This window comes from Williamsia sp. Leaf354 (assembly GCF_001424365.1).
Taxonomy (GTDB): Bacteria; Actinomycetota; Actinomycetes; order Mycobacteriales; family Mycobacteriaceae; genus Williamsia_A.
In genome coordinates, this window is sequence record NZ_LMPL01000004.1 from 1 (window position 1) to 15,573 (window position 15,573).

The 15,573-nt window shown below is 67.5% G+C and carries 16 protein-coding genes; 1 reads left to right on the top strand and 15 read right to left on the bottom strand.

Annotated elements, in window-relative coordinates; all coding sequences use genetic code 11:
• Positions 1 to 615: 615 nt before the first annotated feature.
• Positions 616 to 1,875 (bottom strand): UDP-N-acetylglucosamine 1-carboxyvinyltransferase, encoded by a 1,260-nt coding sequence (murA, locus tag ASG12_RS14520; protein ID WP_055791058.1) that lies wholly within the window; start codon positions 1,873 to 1,875, stop codon positions 616 to 618.
• Between the two features lie 74 nt (positions 1,876 to 1,949).
• Between murA and ASG12_RS14525 the strand changes: the two genes are divergently transcribed.
• A complete protein-coding gene (locus ASG12_RS14525; RefSeq protein WP_055791061.1) occupies positions 1,950 to 2,543 on the top strand; it encodes a cob(I)yrinic acid a,c-diamide adenosyltransferase in 594 nt (197 codons plus the stop codon).
• Positions 2,544 to 2,547: 4 nt separating this feature from the next.
• Here the strand turns inward: ASG12_RS14525 and ASG12_RS14530 are convergent, their stop codons facing one another.
• The 14 genes from ASG12_RS14530 to prfA all read right to left on the bottom strand — a co-directional run bounded on the left by ASG12_RS14530 (position 2,548) and on the right by prfA (position 15,562).
• The gene (locus ASG12_RS14530) at positions 2,548 to 2,988 is read right to left on the bottom strand and encodes a DUF2550 domain-containing protein (RefSeq protein ID WP_045822307.1); all 441 of its coding nucleotides are present in this window, start codon (positions 2,986 to 2,988) and stop codon (positions 2,548 to 2,550) included.
• A 178-nt stretch (positions 2,989 to 3,166) separates the two neighbouring features.
• Positions 3,167 to 3,553, bottom strand: a complete 387-nt coding sequence (locus ASG12_RS14535; protein WP_045822210.1) for a F0F1 ATP synthase subunit epsilon — start codon at positions 3,551 to 3,553, stop codon at positions 3,167 to 3,169.
• Between the two features lie 9 nt (positions 3,554 to 3,562).
• Positions 3,563 to 5,014, bottom strand: coding sequence for a F0F1 ATP synthase subunit beta (gene atpD, locus ASG12_RS14540; RefSeq protein WP_055792090.1), 1,452 nt, complete (start codon positions 5,012 to 5,014; stop codon positions 3,563 to 3,565).
• 87 nt (positions 5,015 to 5,101) lie between these two features.
• Positions 5,102 to 6,046, bottom strand: coding sequence for a F0F1 ATP synthase subunit gamma (locus ASG12_RS14545; protein ID WP_055791064.1), 945 nt, complete (start codon positions 6,044 to 6,046; stop codon positions 5,102 to 5,104).
• Positions 6,047 to 6,100: 54 nt separating this feature from the next.
• A complete protein-coding gene (atpA, locus tag ASG12_RS14550) occupies positions 6,101 to 7,732 on the bottom strand; it encodes a F0F1 ATP synthase subunit alpha (RefSeq protein WP_055791066.1) in 1,632 nt (543 codons plus the stop codon).
• Positions 7,733 to 7,792: 60 nt separating this feature from the next.
• The gene (locus ASG12_RS14555) at positions 7,793 to 9,142 is read right to left on the bottom strand and encodes a F0F1 ATP synthase subunit B/delta (protein ID WP_055791069.1); all 1,350 of its coding nucleotides are present in this window, start codon (positions 9,140 to 9,142) and stop codon (positions 7,793 to 7,795) included.
• A gap of 2 nt (positions 9,143 to 9,144) precedes the next feature.
• The gene (locus tag ASG12_RS14560; protein ID WP_055791072.1) at positions 9,145 to 9,645 is read right to left on the bottom strand and encodes a F0F1 ATP synthase subunit B; all 501 of its coding nucleotides are present in this window, start codon (positions 9,643 to 9,645) and stop codon (positions 9,145 to 9,147) included.
• A gap of 38 nt (positions 9,646 to 9,683) precedes the next feature.
• Positions 9,684 to 9,935 (bottom strand): F0F1 ATP synthase subunit C, encoded by a 252-nt coding sequence (locus ASG12_RS14565; protein ID WP_045822205.1) that lies wholly within the window; start codon positions 9,933 to 9,935, stop codon positions 9,684 to 9,686.
• A 204-nt stretch (positions 9,936 to 10,139) separates the two neighbouring features.
• Positions 10,140 to 10,922: a F0F1 ATP synthase subunit A gene (gene atpB, locus ASG12_RS14570; protein WP_045822204.1), complete on the bottom strand. Its 783-nt coding sequence runs from the start codon at positions 10,920 to 10,922 to the stop codon at positions 10,140 to 10,142.
• Positions 10,919 to 11,335 carry an ATP synthase subunit I gene (locus ASG12_RS14575; RefSeq protein WP_045822203.1) on the bottom strand — a complete coding sequence of 139 codons (417 nt, stop codon included), beginning with the start codon at positions 11,333 to 11,335 and terminating at the stop codon, positions 10,919 to 10,921. The genes atpB and ASG12_RS14575 overlap by 4 nt, the downstream gene beginning before the upstream one ends.
• A 268-nt stretch (positions 11,336 to 11,603) precedes the next feature.
• Entirely contained in the window at positions 11,604 to 12,755 is a 1,152-nt protein-coding gene (locus tag ASG12_RS14580) for a glycosyltransferase family 4 protein (RefSeq protein WP_082502084.1), read from the bottom strand.
• Positions 12,756 to 12,889: 134 nt separating this feature from the next.
• Entirely contained in the window at positions 12,890 to 13,543 is a 654-nt protein-coding gene (locus ASG12_RS14585) for an L-threonylcarbamoyladenylate synthase (RefSeq protein ID WP_055792093.1), read from the bottom strand.
• A gap of 4 nt (positions 13,544 to 13,547) precedes the next feature.
• Entirely contained in the window at positions 13,548 to 14,486 is a 939-nt protein-coding gene (gene prmC, locus ASG12_RS14590; protein ID WP_082502026.1) for a peptide chain release factor N(5)-glutamine methyltransferase, read from the bottom strand.
• On the bottom strand, positions 14,483 to 15,562 hold the full coding sequence (gene prfA, locus ASG12_RS14595; protein ID WP_443089098.1) for a peptide chain release factor 1: 1,080 nt from the start codon (positions 15,560 to 15,562) through the stop codon (positions 14,483 to 14,485). Before prfA ends, prmC begins: the two co-directional genes overlap by 4 nt.
• Positions 15,563 to 15,573 lie beyond the last annotated feature (11 nt).

Below are 15,573 nucleotides of genomic sequence, written 5' to 3' on the forward strand. Positions count from 1 at the left end.
CGATCGAGGTCGTAGAAGGCCACCAATCTTCCACAATCTTCCCAGCAGAGAAAAAATCCCAACCAAAAAAACAACTGACAACCACCCCCAAAAGGGCGGCATCAAAAAACAGTGCCGGACTCAAAACCGACACCACAAAAAATGGCATAAACAATCCATCAACACACTATCGAGTTCTCAAAGAACACACACCCACGTCGTCAGAACCTCGTCGAGGCCGTCCGTTCGTGGACTTGTTCAGATGTTGTCGCTCCGTCTCCGGGGCAACTTTTCCAGCCTAGCAGAGGTTTTCCGTGACGCCAACCCGGTGTTCGGGAGGCCATCTCGACTCTGCCCACCGCAGCCGCGACCGCCGCTCTCGCGGTGATCAGTCGATCTGTGGTGGTCTGCGCTGAAGCCCGGTTTCCTTCTACCCGGTGATCTCTCTCCGGGGCGGCGCCGTGGCGCGCTGACTTGGAAGAAGTTACGCGGATCGCGGCGCCGGCGTCAAATCGCGTGGTGACGAGCGTGTCGCACCCGACGTGACCTGCGACGTTCCTGGTACGTCCGCCCCGTTTTCGGTCGAATTCGACTGCTGGACAGCAATACTGAGACCCACGCCACACGAATCGACCCTCAGGTGCCGGTGACCCGCTCGATCTCGGCACCCAGGCCGCGCAGCTTGTCGATGAACTCCGGGTACCCACGATCGATGTGGAAGACGTCGTGCACCTCGGTCACACCGTCGGCGACCAACCCGGCCAACACCAGTCCGGCGCCGGCGCGGATGTCCGAGCACCACACCGGGGCACTCGAGAGCTGCTCGATCCCCCGGATCACCGCGTGGTGACCGTCGGTCCGTGCGTCGGCCCCGAGTCGGATCATCTCCTCCACGAAACGGAAGCGTGCCTCGAAGACGTTCTCGGTGATGACCGACATCCCCTCGGCGACGGCGGCCAGTCCGATCGCCATCGGCTGCAGGTCGGTCGGGAACCCCGGAAACGGAAGTGTGGAGAAGTTGACCGCGGTCGGTCGCTCGAGCTGACGCACGCGGAATCCGTTGTCGAAGCGATCGACCTGCGCGCCGGCATCGCCGAATTTGTGGAGCACGAGTTGCAGGTGTGCCGGGTTCACACCGGTGACGGTGATGTCCCCCCGTGTCATGGCCGCGGCCACTCCCCAGGTGGCGGCGACGATCCGGTCCCCCACCACCGAGTGTGTGGTCGGAGTCAGCGTCGTGACGCCCCGCACGGTGAGCGTCGAGGTCCCGGCACCTGCGATGTCGGCGCCCATCTGGATCAGCATCTCGCAGAGATCCACGATCTCCGGCTCGCGCGCGGCGTTGTCGATGGTGGTGACACCGTCAGCCAACACCGCCGCCATGAGGATGTTCTCGGTGGCGCCGACCGACGGGAACTCCAGAGCCACCGCCGCGCCGGTGAGCCGGTCGGCCTCGGCGACCACGCATCCGTGCTCGATCGTGCTCTGTGCACCCAGCGCGCGGAGACCGGCCTGGTGCATGTCCAAGGGTCGTGACCCGATGGCGTCGCCACCCGGCAACGCGACGACCGCCCGGTGACATCGGGCGAGCAACGGTCCGAGCACACAGACCGACGCGCGGAACTGCTTCACCGCGTCGAAATCGGCGTGGAAGCTCGGCTGCGCCGGTGTGTCGATGTGCACGGTCTCGCGGTCGAGAACCACCGTGGCACCCAGTCCGCGAAGCACTTCCGCCATCAACGGGACATCGGCGATCAGCGGGCAGTTGGTGATGGTCGTCCGCCCCTCTGCGAGCAAGGCAGCGGCCATGAGCTTCAGGACACTGTTCTTGGCTCCCACCACGGACACCTCACCCTGTAGGCGGGCACCTCCGGTGACGAGAAAGCGATCATTCACACCCCGAGCCTATCCACCCCCCGGCTACGGTCGGCCCCGGGAGCACCGGCGACGCAGACGGTAGGTTGACCTCCATGGCCGTTCACCTGACCAAGATCTACACACGCACCGGCGATGACGGCACCACCGGTCTCAGCGACTTCTCCCGCGTCAGCAAGACCGACACCCGCGTGGTCGCCTACGCCGACTGCGACGAGGCCAACGCCGCGATCGGGACCGCCGTTGCACTCGGTGCACCCGACGACCACGTCCGAGCGGTCCTGGTCACGATCCAGAACGATCTCTTCGACGCCGGCGCCGACCTCGCGACGCCCGTGGTCGCCGACCCGGAGTACCCGCCGCTGCGTGTGCAGCAGTCCTACGTCGACGCACTCGAGACGTGGTGCGACGAGTTCGCCGACGGTCAGCCGCCGCTCGACTCATTCATCCTGCCCGGCGGCAGCGTTCTCAGTGCGCTGCTCCACCAGGCGCGCACGGTGGTCCGTCGCGCGGAACGATCGGCGTGGGCCGCGATGGCGGCGCACCCCGACGACATGTCGGAGCTGCCGGCGAGATATCTGAACCGCCTGTCGGATCTGTTGTTCATCCTCTCGCGGGCGGTCAACACCGACGGGGATGTGCTGTGGACTCCCGGCGGGAAACGTCAACGTCCGTCGGCGAAGGACTGAGCCGTCAGGCCGAGCGGCGACGCTGCGACCGCACCGGCGGCCGGGACTCGACCCACGACTGGAACGCGGTGATCGCGCCGGGGGCCATGGCGAGCTCGTAGTCCGCCCCGTCGGCACCGATCTCCACGATCGTCATCGCGTCGATCACGTCGACCTCGGTGCCCTGGGGACGGCGGCGGCCCCGGGTCTCGATGGACTGCCGGGCGATCACCTCGCTCGGTCCCGTGCGGAGACTGCTCAGCCGGTAGAAGACCATCGTGTTGTCGTCGTAGCGGACGATGCCGTGCCGCCAACCCTGATCCGGTCCGGCGGGAAGTGGGCGCAGGAGTACCGCGGTTCCGCTGTTGCGCAACCGGTTCACGCGGGAGCCGACGACCACGACCATCCCCACCGCGAGGACGGCGAGCGCGACAGCGATGGTCACCACGACCGTCGTCGTGTTCATCGCCACCTCCTGTCCGAGCCCCGCCGACCGCAGGGCATCGTGTCCGCACCGGTGTGTCGTGCGCCGGATACAGCGATCCCCGCAAACACCAAGTGTTTGCGGGGATCGGCACCGTGTCGGCGCTGACCTCCCCAGAATGCCACGGCGACAACACCGTGGACATCTGGCGAGGTGGAGATCACTTCTCCTGGTTCAGCTGTTCCACCGCTCGGATCCGAGACAGCGCACGCTCGTGCTCCTCGGTGCCCTCCTCGGACGACTCGAGATCGGCGCGCGCGGCGTCGACATCGATGTCACGAGCCCATTCGGCGGACTCCGCCAGCACCGTGACCGTCTCGCCGGTGACGGAGAGGAACCCTCCCTGTACCGACGCGACGCGACGTTTGCCGTCGGACTGCTCGATCATCACGAACCCGCCGGGGATCAACTGTCCCAGGAGCGGCTCGTGATGGTTGAGGATGCCGAGTTCGCCCTCGGTGGTCTGAGCGATCACGAAGGTGGCCTCGCCCGAGTACAGCCGTTCCTCGACGGAGACGACCTCGACCGGAAAGCCTGTGTCAGCCATGGGCGTCGATCACTTCCCCGAGATCTTCTGGGCCGCGGCCTCCACGTCGTCGAGACCACCGCAGCTGTTGAACGCCTGCTCGGGCAGGTGATCGAACTCGCCCTTGGCGACACGGTCGAACGCCTCGATCGTGTCCGACAGCGGGACGACCGAACCCTTCTGTCCGGTGAACTTCTCGGCGACGATGAAGTTCTGGCCCAGGAACTTCTGGATGCGGCGGGCACGCTGAACGGTGACCTTGTCCTCTTCGGACAGTTCGTCCATACCGAGGATGGCGATGATGTCCTGCAGTTCCTTGTACTTCTGCAGGATGCGCTTGACCTCGTTGGCGACGCGGAAGTGCTCGTCGCCGACGATCGAGGCCTCGAGGATACGCGAGGTCGAGGTGAGCGGGTCGACGGCCGGGTAGATACCGAGCTGCGAGATGGGTCGCGAGAGCTCGGTGGTGGCGTCGAGGTGCGCGAACGTGGTCGCGGGCGCCGGGTCGGTGTAGTCGTCGGCGGGGACGTAGATCGCCTGCAGCGAGGTGATCGAGTTACCGCGCGTCGAGGTGATCCGCTCCTGGAGCTCGCCCATCTCGTCGGCCAGGGTCGGCTGGTAACCGACGGCCGACGGCATACGACCGAGCAGGGTCGAGACCTCGGATCCGGCCTGGGTGAAACGGAAGATGTTGTCGATGAACAACAACACGTCCTGGTGCTTCTCGTCGCGGAAGTACTCGGCCATGGTCAGGGCCGACAGGGCAACACGCATACGCGTGCCCGGCGGCTCGTCCATCTGACCGAACACCAGGGCGGTGTCCTGGAGGACGCCCATCTCCTCCATCTCGAGGTGGAGGTCGGTGCCCTCACGGGTGCGCTCGCCGACGCCGGCGAACACCGACGTACCGGCGAACTCGCGGGCGATACGGGTGATCATCTCCTGGATGAGAACCGTCTTGCCGACACCGGCACCACCGAACAGACCGATCTTGCCGCCCTTGACGTACGGGGTGAGCAGGTCGATGACCTTGATGCCGGTCTCGAGGATCTCGGTCTTGCCCTCGAGCTGATCGAAGGGCGGCGGCTTGCGGTGGATGCTCCACTGTTCGCCGTCGCGACCGGTTCCGGGGGCGTCCAGGCAGTCACCGAGGGCGTTGAACACGTGACCCTTGACCACGTCGCCGACGGGCACGGAGATGGACTTGCCGGTGTCGCTCACCTCGGTGCCGCGGGTGAGACCGTCGGTGGGCTGCATCGAGACGGTGCGCACGAGGTTGTCACCGAGGTGCTGCGCGACCTCGAGGGTCAGGGTCTTGGCGACAGACTTCAGTGCGATCTTCGCGTGGAGGGCGTTGAACAGTTCCGGAACCGACCCGCGCGGGAACTCCACGTCGACGACGGGGCCGATGACGCGGACTACGCGCCCCGCCGACTCGGTCGCCGAGGAGCCGCTGGGCGCTTCGGTTGTTGCTGTGCTCATGGTGGTCACTTCCTGGCTTCGGGGGCCGTTACGTCGTTGTCGTGTGTTCGTGGCCCCGACGAGCGATGCTCGCGCGCGGCCGTTGCGTCATTTCGCGAGTGCGCTGGCTCCGCCGACGATCTCGCTGATCTCCTGGGTGATCTGTGCCTGGCGGAGCTGGTTGGCCTGCCGCGACAGATCGGTGATCAGTTCGTCGGCGTTGTCGGTCGCCGCCTTCATGGCGGTGCGTCGTGCCGCCGACTCCGAGGCCGCGGCCTCGAGCAGCGCCGCGTAGACGCGCGTGGCGATGTACTTGGGCAGCAGGGCCGAGAGCAACGTCTCCGCGCCCGGCTCGAACGAGTAGTTCCGATCCGGGTTCGCATCCGAGTCGTCCACGTCGTCACCCTCGTCGTCGCTCGACACCACCAGCGGTGCCATGCGACGGACCTCGGGGACCTGGCTCAGCATCGACGCGAAGCGCGTGTAGACGATGTGCAGTTCGTCGACGCCCTCGGTCGACGGCAGATCCTCGTCGCCGTCGGCCTCCACCTGCTCACCCGAGCCGGCGACGAACAGGTCGACCAGTCGGTCGGTGGCCGTCTTGGCGTCGGAGTACCGCGGCTGCTGACTGAAGCCGGTCCACGAGCCGGCCACCTCGATGTCGCGGAAGGTGAAGTAGAGCAACCCCTTCCGTCCCATCACGAAGATGATCGGCTCTTTGCCCTCGTCACGCAGCAGGGAGAGCAGCTCGCGCGTCTCCCGCAGCACGTTCGAGTTGTAGCCACCACACTGGCCGCTGTCGCTGGTGACCACCAGCACGGCGGCCCGCTTGGGCTCGGGACGCTCGACGAGCAACGGATGGTCCAGCGTGCTCGACTTGCTCGCGAGCTCGGTCAGGACCGTCGTCATCTCCTCGGCGTAGGGCTTCGACGCGGTCACCCTGGCCTGGGCCTTGGTGATCCGGGACGTCGCGATCAGCTCCTGCGCCTTGGTGATCTTGCGCGTCGACTGCACCGACCTGATGCGTGAGCGCAGTTCACGGATGCTTGCCATCGGCTGCCTCACACCCCTTTCGGATTGGTCGTACGGACATGGTTGGTCACCGGTCTACTTCTTCTTGAGCTTGATCTCTTCGTTGGTGACCTCGTCGGGATCCAGCGAGCCGGACTCCTCCTCGTTCACCACACGCGAGCCGTCGCTCGTCAGGTAGCCCTGCTTGAACTTGTTGACCTCGGCGACCAGGGCCTCGGCCTGATCGTCGGACAGCGCCTTGCCGCCGGCGATCGACTCGTACACACCCGACGCCGCGTGGTGCAGGTGGCTGACGAGCTCGCCCTCGAAGCGCTTGACGTCGTCGACGGGAACCGAGTCGAAGTGACCCTCACCCGCGAGGTAGATCGTGATGATCTGGTCCTCGACCGACACCGGGCTGTACTGGTTCTGCTTGAGCAGCTCGACCCACCGGGCGCCTCGCTCGAGCTGCGCCTTCGACGCGTCGTCGAGGTCGGAGGCGAAGGCCGAGAAGGCCTCCAGCTCACGGAACTGCGCGAGCTCCAGACGCAGCGAACCACTGACCTTCTTCAGGCCCTTGGTCTGCGCGGCGCCACCGACGCGCGACACCGAGGTGCCGACGTTGATGGCCGGGCGGACACCCTTGTTGAAGAGGTCGGACTCGAGGAAGACCTGGCCGTCGGTGATCGAGATGACGTTGGTCGGGATGAACGCCGAGACGTCGTTGGCCTTGGTCTCGATGATCGGCAGGCCGGTCATCGAGCCGCCGCCGAGCTCGTCGGACAGCTTGGCGCACCGCTCCAGCAGACGCGAGTGCAAGTAGAAGACGTCGCCGGGGTACGCCTCGCGGCCCGGCGGGCGACGCAGCAGCAGGGAGATGGCGCGGTAGGCCTCGGCCTGCTTGGTCAGGTCGTCGAACACGATGAGGACGTGCTTGCCCTCGTACATCCAGTGCTGGCCGATCGCCGAGCCGGTGTAGGGCGCGAGCCACTTGAAGCCGGCCGAATCCGAGGCGGGAGCGGCGACGATGGTCGTGTACTCCAGCGCACCCGCGTCCTCGAGCGCCTTCTTGACGCCGGCGATCGTCGAACCCTTCTGACCGATGGCAACGTAGATGCAGCGCACCTGCTTGGCCGGGTCACCGGTCTCCCAGTTCGCCTTCTGGTTCAGGATCGCGTCGATGCAGACCGCGGTCTTGCCGGTCTTGCGGTCGCCGATGATGAGCTGGCGCTGGCCGCGGCCGATGGCCGTCATGGCGTCGATGGCCGTGATGCCCGTGGCGAGCGACTCCTCGACCGGCTGGCGCTCGAGCACGCTGGCGGCCTGGAGCTCGAGCACGCGGTCCTCGGCGGACTCGATCTCGCCCTGACCGTCGATGGGCTGGCCGAGCGGGTTGACCACGCGGCCGAGGAACTTGTCGCCGACCGGGACCGAGAGCACGTCGCCGGTACGCGAGACCTGCTGGCCCTCTTCGATGGACTCGTAGTCACCGAGGATGACCACGCCGATCTCGTCCTCGTCGAGGTTCAGCGCGACGCCGAGCACGCCGCCGGGGAACTCGAGGAGTTCGTTGGCCATCGCGCCGGGCAGGCCGCTGACGTGCGCGATGCCGTCGGAGGTGTCGGTCACGACGCCGACCTCCTCGCGGGATGCCTCTGCTGTGAACGACGAGACGTACTGCTCGATAGCGCCCTTGATCTCGTCAGATGAGATCGTCAACTCCGCCATGGGTTTTCGTCTTCCTTGCGTAGGGGTGTGATCTGTGGTTGGTGGGTCGCCGGTCGGCGACTACGTGGGCAGCTCGTCGGCCGCGCGGGCCAGACGGGTTGCGATGTCGGCGTCGATGACCTCGTCGCCGATGGCGATCCGCAGTCCACCGAGCAGGTCGGGGTCGACCTCCACCTGGGTGGAGATCTCACGGTCGTAGATCCGACCGAGGACGGTGGTCAACTTCTCGCGCTGATCGGCGGAGAGGTCGGTCGCGGCGACGACGTGCGCCACCGATTCCCCGCGCCGCGCCGCGGCCAGCTCGGCCAGGTCCGACACCGCCGAGGCGGCCGACTGGCCACGGAGCAGGCGCACGGTCTGGGTGATGAGGGCCGCGGTGGTCTCGTTCGCCTTGCCCGCCAACACGGTGTCGAGCAGTCCGAGACGTCCCTCGATCGGCGCGTTGACGTCGGACAGCAGTGCGCTCAGCTTGGGCTCGGCCACCAGCAGCCGACCGAAGCGGAACAGCTCGTCCTCGACGTCGTCGATCGAGTTGGCCTTCTCCGCCACGATGAGCAGCGCGTACCGCGCCAGACGCTCGATCGCGAAGGTGAAGTCGCTCGTCGCCGACCACCGGCCGGTCACCGCACTGCGCAGGAGCGCCCGGGTGTCCTCGCCCGAGGTGGCGAAGATGCGGTCGGAGAGTCCGGTCTTCGCCTCGGTGTCATCCGAGGGTTCGGCGAGATGCTTGCGCAGGACCGGTTCGCGGCCCAGGAGGTCGACGACGTCGGCGAGCTCCCCGGCGAGCCGGGTCAGTCCGTCGGCGTCGAGCGAGCCGGTGCGTGTCTCGAATTCCTTGCTGAGTGCGCGGACCGAATCACGGCTCGCCGCACGCATCGAGTGGAGTCCGACGAGATCCGACGGCGCGGAGATACGCGAGTCGACATCGTCCGGACCGGCCATGCCCTCGAGTTCGGAGATGACCCGGTCGATGGACTCCTGCTGGGCCGAGACGTCGCCGAGGTGCCGGCGGACGATCTGACCCGCGAGGTCGACCGAGGCCAGACCCAGGTCACCGCGCAGCTGGCGGACCAGGCTGGCCCGGTTGAGCGCGACCTGCGTCTTGCCGTGTTCGGTGATGCGCTTGACCTCGGCGTCGGCCTGCGCCGCCATCTCCTCGGCTATGGCCTGGGCGTCGCCGCGGGCCTCCTCGCGGATCTGACTGGCCGAGGCACGAGCCTCTTCCACGGCGTTGGCGTGGGCTTCTTTCGCCTCGACCAGACGCTTCTTCGCCTCTTCGCTCTCGGAGAGCTGGGTGGCGATGGTGTCCTGCTGCTTCTTCATCGCGGCCCGTACCGGTGGCGCGACGTAGCGCACCAGTACGAAGACGATGACGATGAAACCGACGAGCTGTCCGATGAAGATCCCCATGGTCAGCTCACCGTCCCGCTGGTCGCGGCCTGCTTGTCGAACGCCGCGTCGTCTGCGGAGACCTCGAAACCGAGGACCCTGCTCGCGAGCTCCGACGAGAGGCGGCCGACGTCCTCACGGGCCGCGGTCGCGGCCTGTTCGCCCTCCGACCGCAGCTGCGTGGTGGCCTCGGCGAGCACACCGTCGGACTCGGCGGTGGCGCGCTGGCGCATCTGCTCCAACGTCTCGCGCCCCTTGGCCCGGGCCTCGTCACGGATACCGGTGGCCTCGCCGCGAGCCGACTTCATCGCCTCGCGGTACTCCGCTTCGGCGTTCTCGAACTCCTCAGTGGCCGTCCGGTTGTCGTGCCCGGTCTGTGTGACCGTCTCCTCCCGCTCCTCGAGCACCGCCTTGATCGGCGGGACGACGAACTTGCCGATCACGGCCAGCACGATGAGGAAGATGATCAGCACGACGAAGAACGTGCCGTTCGGTATGAGGAAGTTCTGTGCGGCGAGCGCCATGGTGTCTACCTGATTCCGTGTCTACCCGGGCCCCGTGGTCAGGAAGCCGAGATCGGCGTGGCGAAGACGAACAACGCCATGAATGCCAGGTTGATGAAGTACGCGGCCTCGACGAGGCCGACGGTGATGAAGAAGGGCGTGAACAGGCGGCTCTGGGCCTCCGGCTGACGGGCGATTCCCGCGATCAGCTGAGCACCGGCCAGGCCGTCGCCGATGCCGGCGCCGATGGCACCGCCGCCGAGGATCAGGCCGCCGCCGATCAGTGCGCCCATTCCAATCGTTGGATCCATGTGACTTTCCCTTTCGCTGTACTGGCACTCACGGTGCCAGTTCTGGTGCCGGCCGATGCGGTCATCAGCCAGGTCTGGCGATCGACGCGGTGTCGACCGTCGTATTTCGTGGCCGTGGGGTCCGGCCTCGCGATCGAGGCCGGCCTCTCGGCGGTCCGGTCCGGTCCGGCGGGTGCCGAACGGAGATCTGGGTGCGCGGTGGAGCTAGTGCGCGTCCTCGGACTCCATCGACTGACTGAAGTAGAGGATGGTCAGCAGGGCGAAGATGAACGCCTGGATGAGTCCGACGAAGAGGTCGAACAGCTTCCAGATCGAGTTCGGCGCCCACATGATGTACGGCGGGAACAGCGTGATCAGCGAGACCATGATGCCACCGGCGAAGATGTTGCCGAAGAGTCGCAGCGACAGCGAGACGGGCTTCGCGATCTCCTCGATGATGTTGATCGGGGCCAGCCCGATCACGTGGCCGCGCACCAGTTTCGCCGGGTATCCGAGCGGACCGCGCTTGCGGAAGCCCGCGGCGTGGTACCAGACGAACACGGTCAGCGCTAGCGCGTAGACGTAGTTGATGTCCGACGCCGGGGGCTTGAGCCACTCGCCGGCGACACCCTCGGAGTTGCCGTACTGCGCGGGGAGCACGGCGAGCCAGTTCGAGATGAGGATGAAGGTGAACAACCCGACCGCGAGCGGGAGCACGAACGGCGCGACGCGCATGCCGATGGAGCTCTCGATCTGACCGCGCATCTGGTTGGTGACTGCCTCGAAGAACAGCTGCACACCGTTGGGGACGCCACGTGAGGTGACCTTCGCCCGCAGGATGAACGCCAGGCCGATCAGGATGATGGCGGCGACGGCGGTGCCGATGATGGTGTCGATGTTGAACGACATCCCGAAGAAGTCACGGACGATGTGGTGTCCGACCTCGATCTTGGAGTCGGACTCGGCCCCGGATTCGGCCTCTGCGGCCCATGTGGATACGGAGGTCATGACTGCTTGCGGAGTCCTTTCATGACGGGGATCACCGTGGAGAGGACCACGATCACCTGACACAGCGCCAGCCCGAACATCACGCCGAGTCCCTCGGGCCGGAAGATGAATGCCACCGCGAGCGCGGCGACGGTGATGATGCCGAGACGCACTGCCGTGTTGAGCACGACGGGCTTCTTGCGGGGGTTCTCGTCATCGGCGGTGGCGGCACCGACCGAAGCCTGGACCATCTTCGCGTTGGCGAGGGAGAGCACCATGCCGACGGCGAACCACACGCCGAAGAACACGTGTCCGACCACCGCACTGATGACGAGGACAGCGGTGGCCGCGACGCCGGCGATGATCGCCGGGCGCGCCAAGCTGAGCGGGATCTCGGGATAGAACTGTGTCGACTCGGGGGCTGACATCGTCATCTGCCTCTCCTCGGGTCGGGAGCGCGCGGTGCTCGTCGTCGAGCGCCGCGGTCGTGCGGGCGGGTGGCCTCACGGTCGGTCGTCCACTGCCCGTTGCCAGAGCACTGTCCATCGAGCGTGCGTGCCGCGCAAAGTAAAGCGGACGTAAGCTCACCGGTTGCTGTGACCATATCAACCTGCCGCCGGGGGTGTGACGTGGGGTGGGGCTCGGTGGAACAGGTCCCGGCTGAGGTCGACTGACCTACTACGCGCCATAGTACTACATTGGTTAATATGTCCGGTTCACCGCGTCCGGCGTCGGCGTCGCGGCGGGTTCCCCACGACGGTCGACAGCCCGTCGACGCAGTCGCGGCACGATCGTGGCGATCATCGCGAGGACCAGACCGGCGGCGAGCGCGGGCGCGACCACGGTCACCGGGAACACCGTGCTGGCGGCGACGCTGAACGCCAGGACCGCGACCCACAGGTAGATGACGAGCACCACGCGTCGCTGCGAGTGTCCCAGTTCGAGCAGCCGGTGGTGCAGGTGCATCTTGTCCGGCGTGTAGAAACCGACGCCCGCGCGGGTCCGACGGATGACCGCGAGCAGCATGTCGAGCATCGGGATGAACATGACCGCGGCGACGAGGATCAGCGGCGAGAGCAGCGAGAACAGGTCGGCCGGACCGTAGGCGTTGACCGCGATGCGCCCCGAGGCACTCGTCGACGCCGTGGCCAGCATCAGGCCGATGAGCATCGATCCCGAATCGCCCATGAAGATGCGTGCGGGCTGGAAGTTGTGCGGGAGGAATCCGAGGCACGCACCGGCCAGGCTGACCGAGATCAGCGCGGGCGGGTAGTAGCTGACGTCTCCCCCCTGGTCGCGGAGAAGACCGAGCGAGAACATGAGGATGGCCAGGGCGGCGATGAAGGCCAGGCCCGCGGCGAGACCGTCGAGGCCGTCGACGAAGTTGATCGCGTTGATGGTCGCGACCGTGATCGCGATGGTCAGCAGACCCGACTGCAGCGGGTCGAGCACGACGGTCCCGGTGTCGCCGATCGGGATGGGGACGACCGTCCAGCTCACGCCCATCAGCACCAGGACGCCCGCGGCGGTGAGTTGGCCGACGAACTTCGTCAACGCGTCGAGACCCCACCGGTCGTCGATGATGCCCACCGCGACGATGACCAGACCGGCGACCAGCACGGCGTTCATGTCGTCGGTGTAGGCGAAACCGCGCGTGAGCGCCGGGAGCTGTTGGGCGAGCACGATCGCGGCGAGCACTCCGAGGAGCATGCCCACCCCACCGAGACGGGGCGTGGGAATGGCGTGGACGTCGCGCACACGGGGAACGGCGACCGCGCCGACCCGTGTGGCCACGACACGGACGAATCCCGTCGCGAGGTAGGTGATGACGGCAGCGGTGAGGCCGACCAGCATCAACTCACGCAGGGGCACACCGGCACCGCCGGTGGACACATCTGCAGCCGCGAGAAACACGGCTCAACGGTACTGGTGCGGGACCACGATGTGGTCATCCGCACGCGCCCGTCGCCGGTGTGGCGCCCGGGGCGTCAGTCGAGGAGCGTGGCCGTCTCAACGCCGAGCACCTCGGCGATCTCCTCGGCGGCGACGGCCCCGGTCCGCAGGATGCGTGGGGCCGAACCGGTCAGGTCGACGATCGTCGATGGCGTGGCGTGGGCGGCGGGACCGCCGTCGAGGTACACCGCGACGTCGTCGCCGAGTTGGCCGCGGGCCTCCTCGGCGGTGGTGGCCGGCGGCTGTCCTGATCGGTTGGCACTCGACACCGCCATCGGACCGACCTCACGCAGGACCTCGATCGCCACGGGGTGCAGGGGCATGCGCACCATCACCGTCCCGCTGGTGTCACCGAGGTCCCACGCCAGCGACGGGGCCTGTTCGACGACGAGACTCAACCCGCCCGGCCAGAAGGCGCGGACGAGTTCGCGCATGCGGGTGCTGACCGACAGCACGAGGCCGTCGATGGTGTCCCAGGAACCCACGAGCACCGGCACCGGCATGTCGCGGCCCCGGTTCTTCGTCGCGAGGAGGGCGGTGACTGCGTCGGAATCGAAGGCGTCGCAACCCAATCCGTAGAGGGTGTCGGTCGGCATGACGACGAGCCGACCCTGCCGCACCGCACCGACGGCCGCGTGGACCCCTGCGCTGCGGGAATGGTCATCATTGCAATCGAACACCGTGCTCACGCAGTCATCCTTGCACGTGCCCGCGGGCGCCATCGGTCGCGCCCGTGCCCACCGACCCGGGGTCGTCGGACACCCGGCGGGCGGTCACGAAGCGCGGGCGACCGGCCAGATCGGCGTGCGCGGTGATGTCGGTGAAGGCACCCGAGGCGGCGAACGCCGCCACGACGGCGTCGGAGGTGGAGTCGTCGTGTTCGATGCCGCACGCTCCCCCGGCGCGCAGGATGCCCGCGATCACGCCGATCATCGGCGTGATCACCGACATGCCGTCGTCGCCGCCGAAGAGCGCGACCGCGGGGTCGTGGTCGACGACCTCCGGGTCGAGGGGAGCACCGAGCGGGACATACGGCGGGTTGCTCACCACGACATCGGCACGCAGGTCGCCGATCGCGTCGGGGTCGAGCACGTCGGCGCGCCGGGTCGTGATCCGTCCGCGCACCGCGTCGGTGGCCTCACCGGCGTTGCGCAGCAACCACGTCCACGCCCCGGGATCGTTCTCGACGGCGGTGACCGATGCATCGGGGACCGAGGCCGCCACCGCGAGGGCGAGGGCACCGCTGCCGGCACACAGATCGACCACCGCCGGCGCGGGGGCGTGGCGGGCGCACTCCCCCACCGCCCATTCGAGCAACGCCTCGGTCTCCGGGCGCGGCACGAAGACCCCGGGCCCGACGGCGAGGTCGATCGGGCCGAAGGCCGCTCGACCGATGATGTGCTGCAGGGGTTCTCGGGCCGCGCGGCGCGTGATCAGGCGCTCGAGGCGGTCACGTTGCCCGATGTCGATCGCGTCGACGACGAGCAGACGCCCGCGGTCGACGCCGAGCACGTGTGCGGTCAACAGCTCGGCGTCGACCCTCGGCGACGCGACACCCGCGGCGAGCAACAGGTCCGTCGCGGCACGCAGCGTCGCGCGCAGGTCGACGGTCGGCGAATCCGACCCGGTCACTGCGCCTCGAGCCGGGCCTGCTTGTCGGCGGCGGTCAGGGCGTCGAGCAATGCGTCGAGATCGCCGTCGAGGACCGAGTCGAGGTTGTTCGCCTTGTACCCGATCCGGTGGTCGGTGATCCGGTTCTCCGGGAAGTTGTAGGACCGGATCCGCTCGGAGCGGTCCACGGTCCGCACCTGGGCGGTCCGGCCCTCGGAGGCCTCGGCCTGGGCCTTCTCCTCGGCCGCGGCCTGGAGGCGGGCGGCCAGCACCTGCATGGCACGGGCCTTGTTCTGCAGCTGCGACCGCTCGTTCTGGCACGTGACCACGATGCCGGTCGGCAGGTGGGTGATGCGCACGGCGGAGTCGGTGGTGTTGACCCCCTGCCCACCCTTGCCGGAGCTGCGATAGACGTCGATGCGCAGATCGGATTCGTCGATCTCGATCTGCTCGACCTCGTCGGGCTCCGGGTATGCGAGGACGCCGGCGGCGGAGGTGTGGATGCGGCCCTGGGATTCGGTGACCGGAACCCGTTGTACGCGATGGACTCCGGCCTCGAACTTCAGTCGGGACCACACCCCGTCGGGGGAATCCCCCGCCGATTTGATCGACAGCGTCGCGTCCTTGTAGCCACCGAGGTCGGACTCGGTGACGCCGAGGATCTGCGCTTTCCAGCCGTGGCGTTCGCAGTACTTCAGGTACATCCGCGCGAGATCCGATGCGAACAGAGCCGATTCCTCACCGCCCGCCCCGGACTTGATCTCGAGGACCACGTCGTCGCCATCGTGCGGATCGCGCGGGGCGAGAAGATCGGTGAGGGCGGCGTCGAGGGTGGCGACCGCGAGTTCGAGTTCGGGGATCTCCGCGGCGAACGAGGGGTCGTCGGCGGCCAGTTCCCGCGCGGCCTCGAGATCGTCACGCGCGCTGGACAACCGGGTGTGGGTGGTCATCACCGGGGCGAGCTCGGCGAAGCGCTTGCCGACGCGCCGCGCGGTCGTGGGGTCGTCGTGCAGCGACGGGTCCGACATCTGCGACTCGAGGCCGGCGTACTCGGCCAGCACGTCGTCGATCGCGGTACCCGCGGGCTTCTCGGTCACGATGCGACTCC

Excerpts from the sequence above, each read along its gene's own strand:
- atpD (WP_055792090.1), bottom strand. The coding sequence starts at position 5,014 with ATGAGCACAGCAACAACCGAAGCGCCCAGCGGCTCCTCGGCGACCGAG.
- atpB (WP_045822204.1), bottom strand. The coding sequence starts at position 10,922 with ATGACCTCCGTATCCACATGGGCCGCAGAGGCCGAATCCGGGGCCGAG.
- ASG12_RS14525 (WP_055791061.1), top strand. The coding sequence starts at position 1,950 with ATGGCCGTTCACCTGACCAAGATCTACACACGCACCGGCGATGACGGC.
- ASG12_RS14580 (WP_082502084.1), bottom strand. The coding sequence starts at position 12,755 with ATGCTGGTCGGCCTCACCGCTGCCGTCATCACCTACCTCGCGACGGGA.
- atpA (WP_055791066.1), bottom strand. The coding sequence starts at position 7,732 with ATGGCGGAGTTGACGATCTCATCTGACGAGATCAAGGGCGCTATCGAG.
- ASG12_RS14565 (WP_045822205.1), bottom strand. The coding sequence starts at position 9,935 with ATGGATCCAACGATTGGAATGGGCGCACTGATCGGCGGCGGCCTGATC.
- ASG12_RS14555 (WP_055791069.1), bottom strand. The coding sequence starts at position 9,142 with ATGGGGATCTTCATCGGACAGCTCGTCGGTTTCATCGTCATCGTCTTC.
- ASG12_RS14530 (WP_045822307.1), bottom strand. The coding sequence starts at position 2,988 with ATGAACACGACGACGGTCGTGGTGACCATCGCTGTCGCGCTCGCCGTC.
- ASG12_RS14575 (WP_045822203.1), bottom strand. The coding sequence starts at position 11,335 with ATGACGATGTCAGCCCCCGAGTCGACACAGTTCTATCCCGAGATCCCG.
- ASG12_RS14560 (WP_055791072.1), bottom strand. The coding sequence starts at position 9,645 with ATGGCGCTCGCCGCACAGAACTTCCTCATACCGAACGGCACGTTCTTC.
- ASG12_RS14545 (WP_055791064.1), bottom strand. The coding sequence starts at position 6,046 with ATGGCAAGCATCCGTGAACTGCGCTCACGCATCAGGTCGGTGCAGTCG.
- ASG12_RS14535 (WP_045822210.1), bottom strand. The coding sequence starts at position 3,553 with ATGGCTGACACAGGCTTTCCGGTCGAGGTCGTCTCCGTCGAGGAACGG.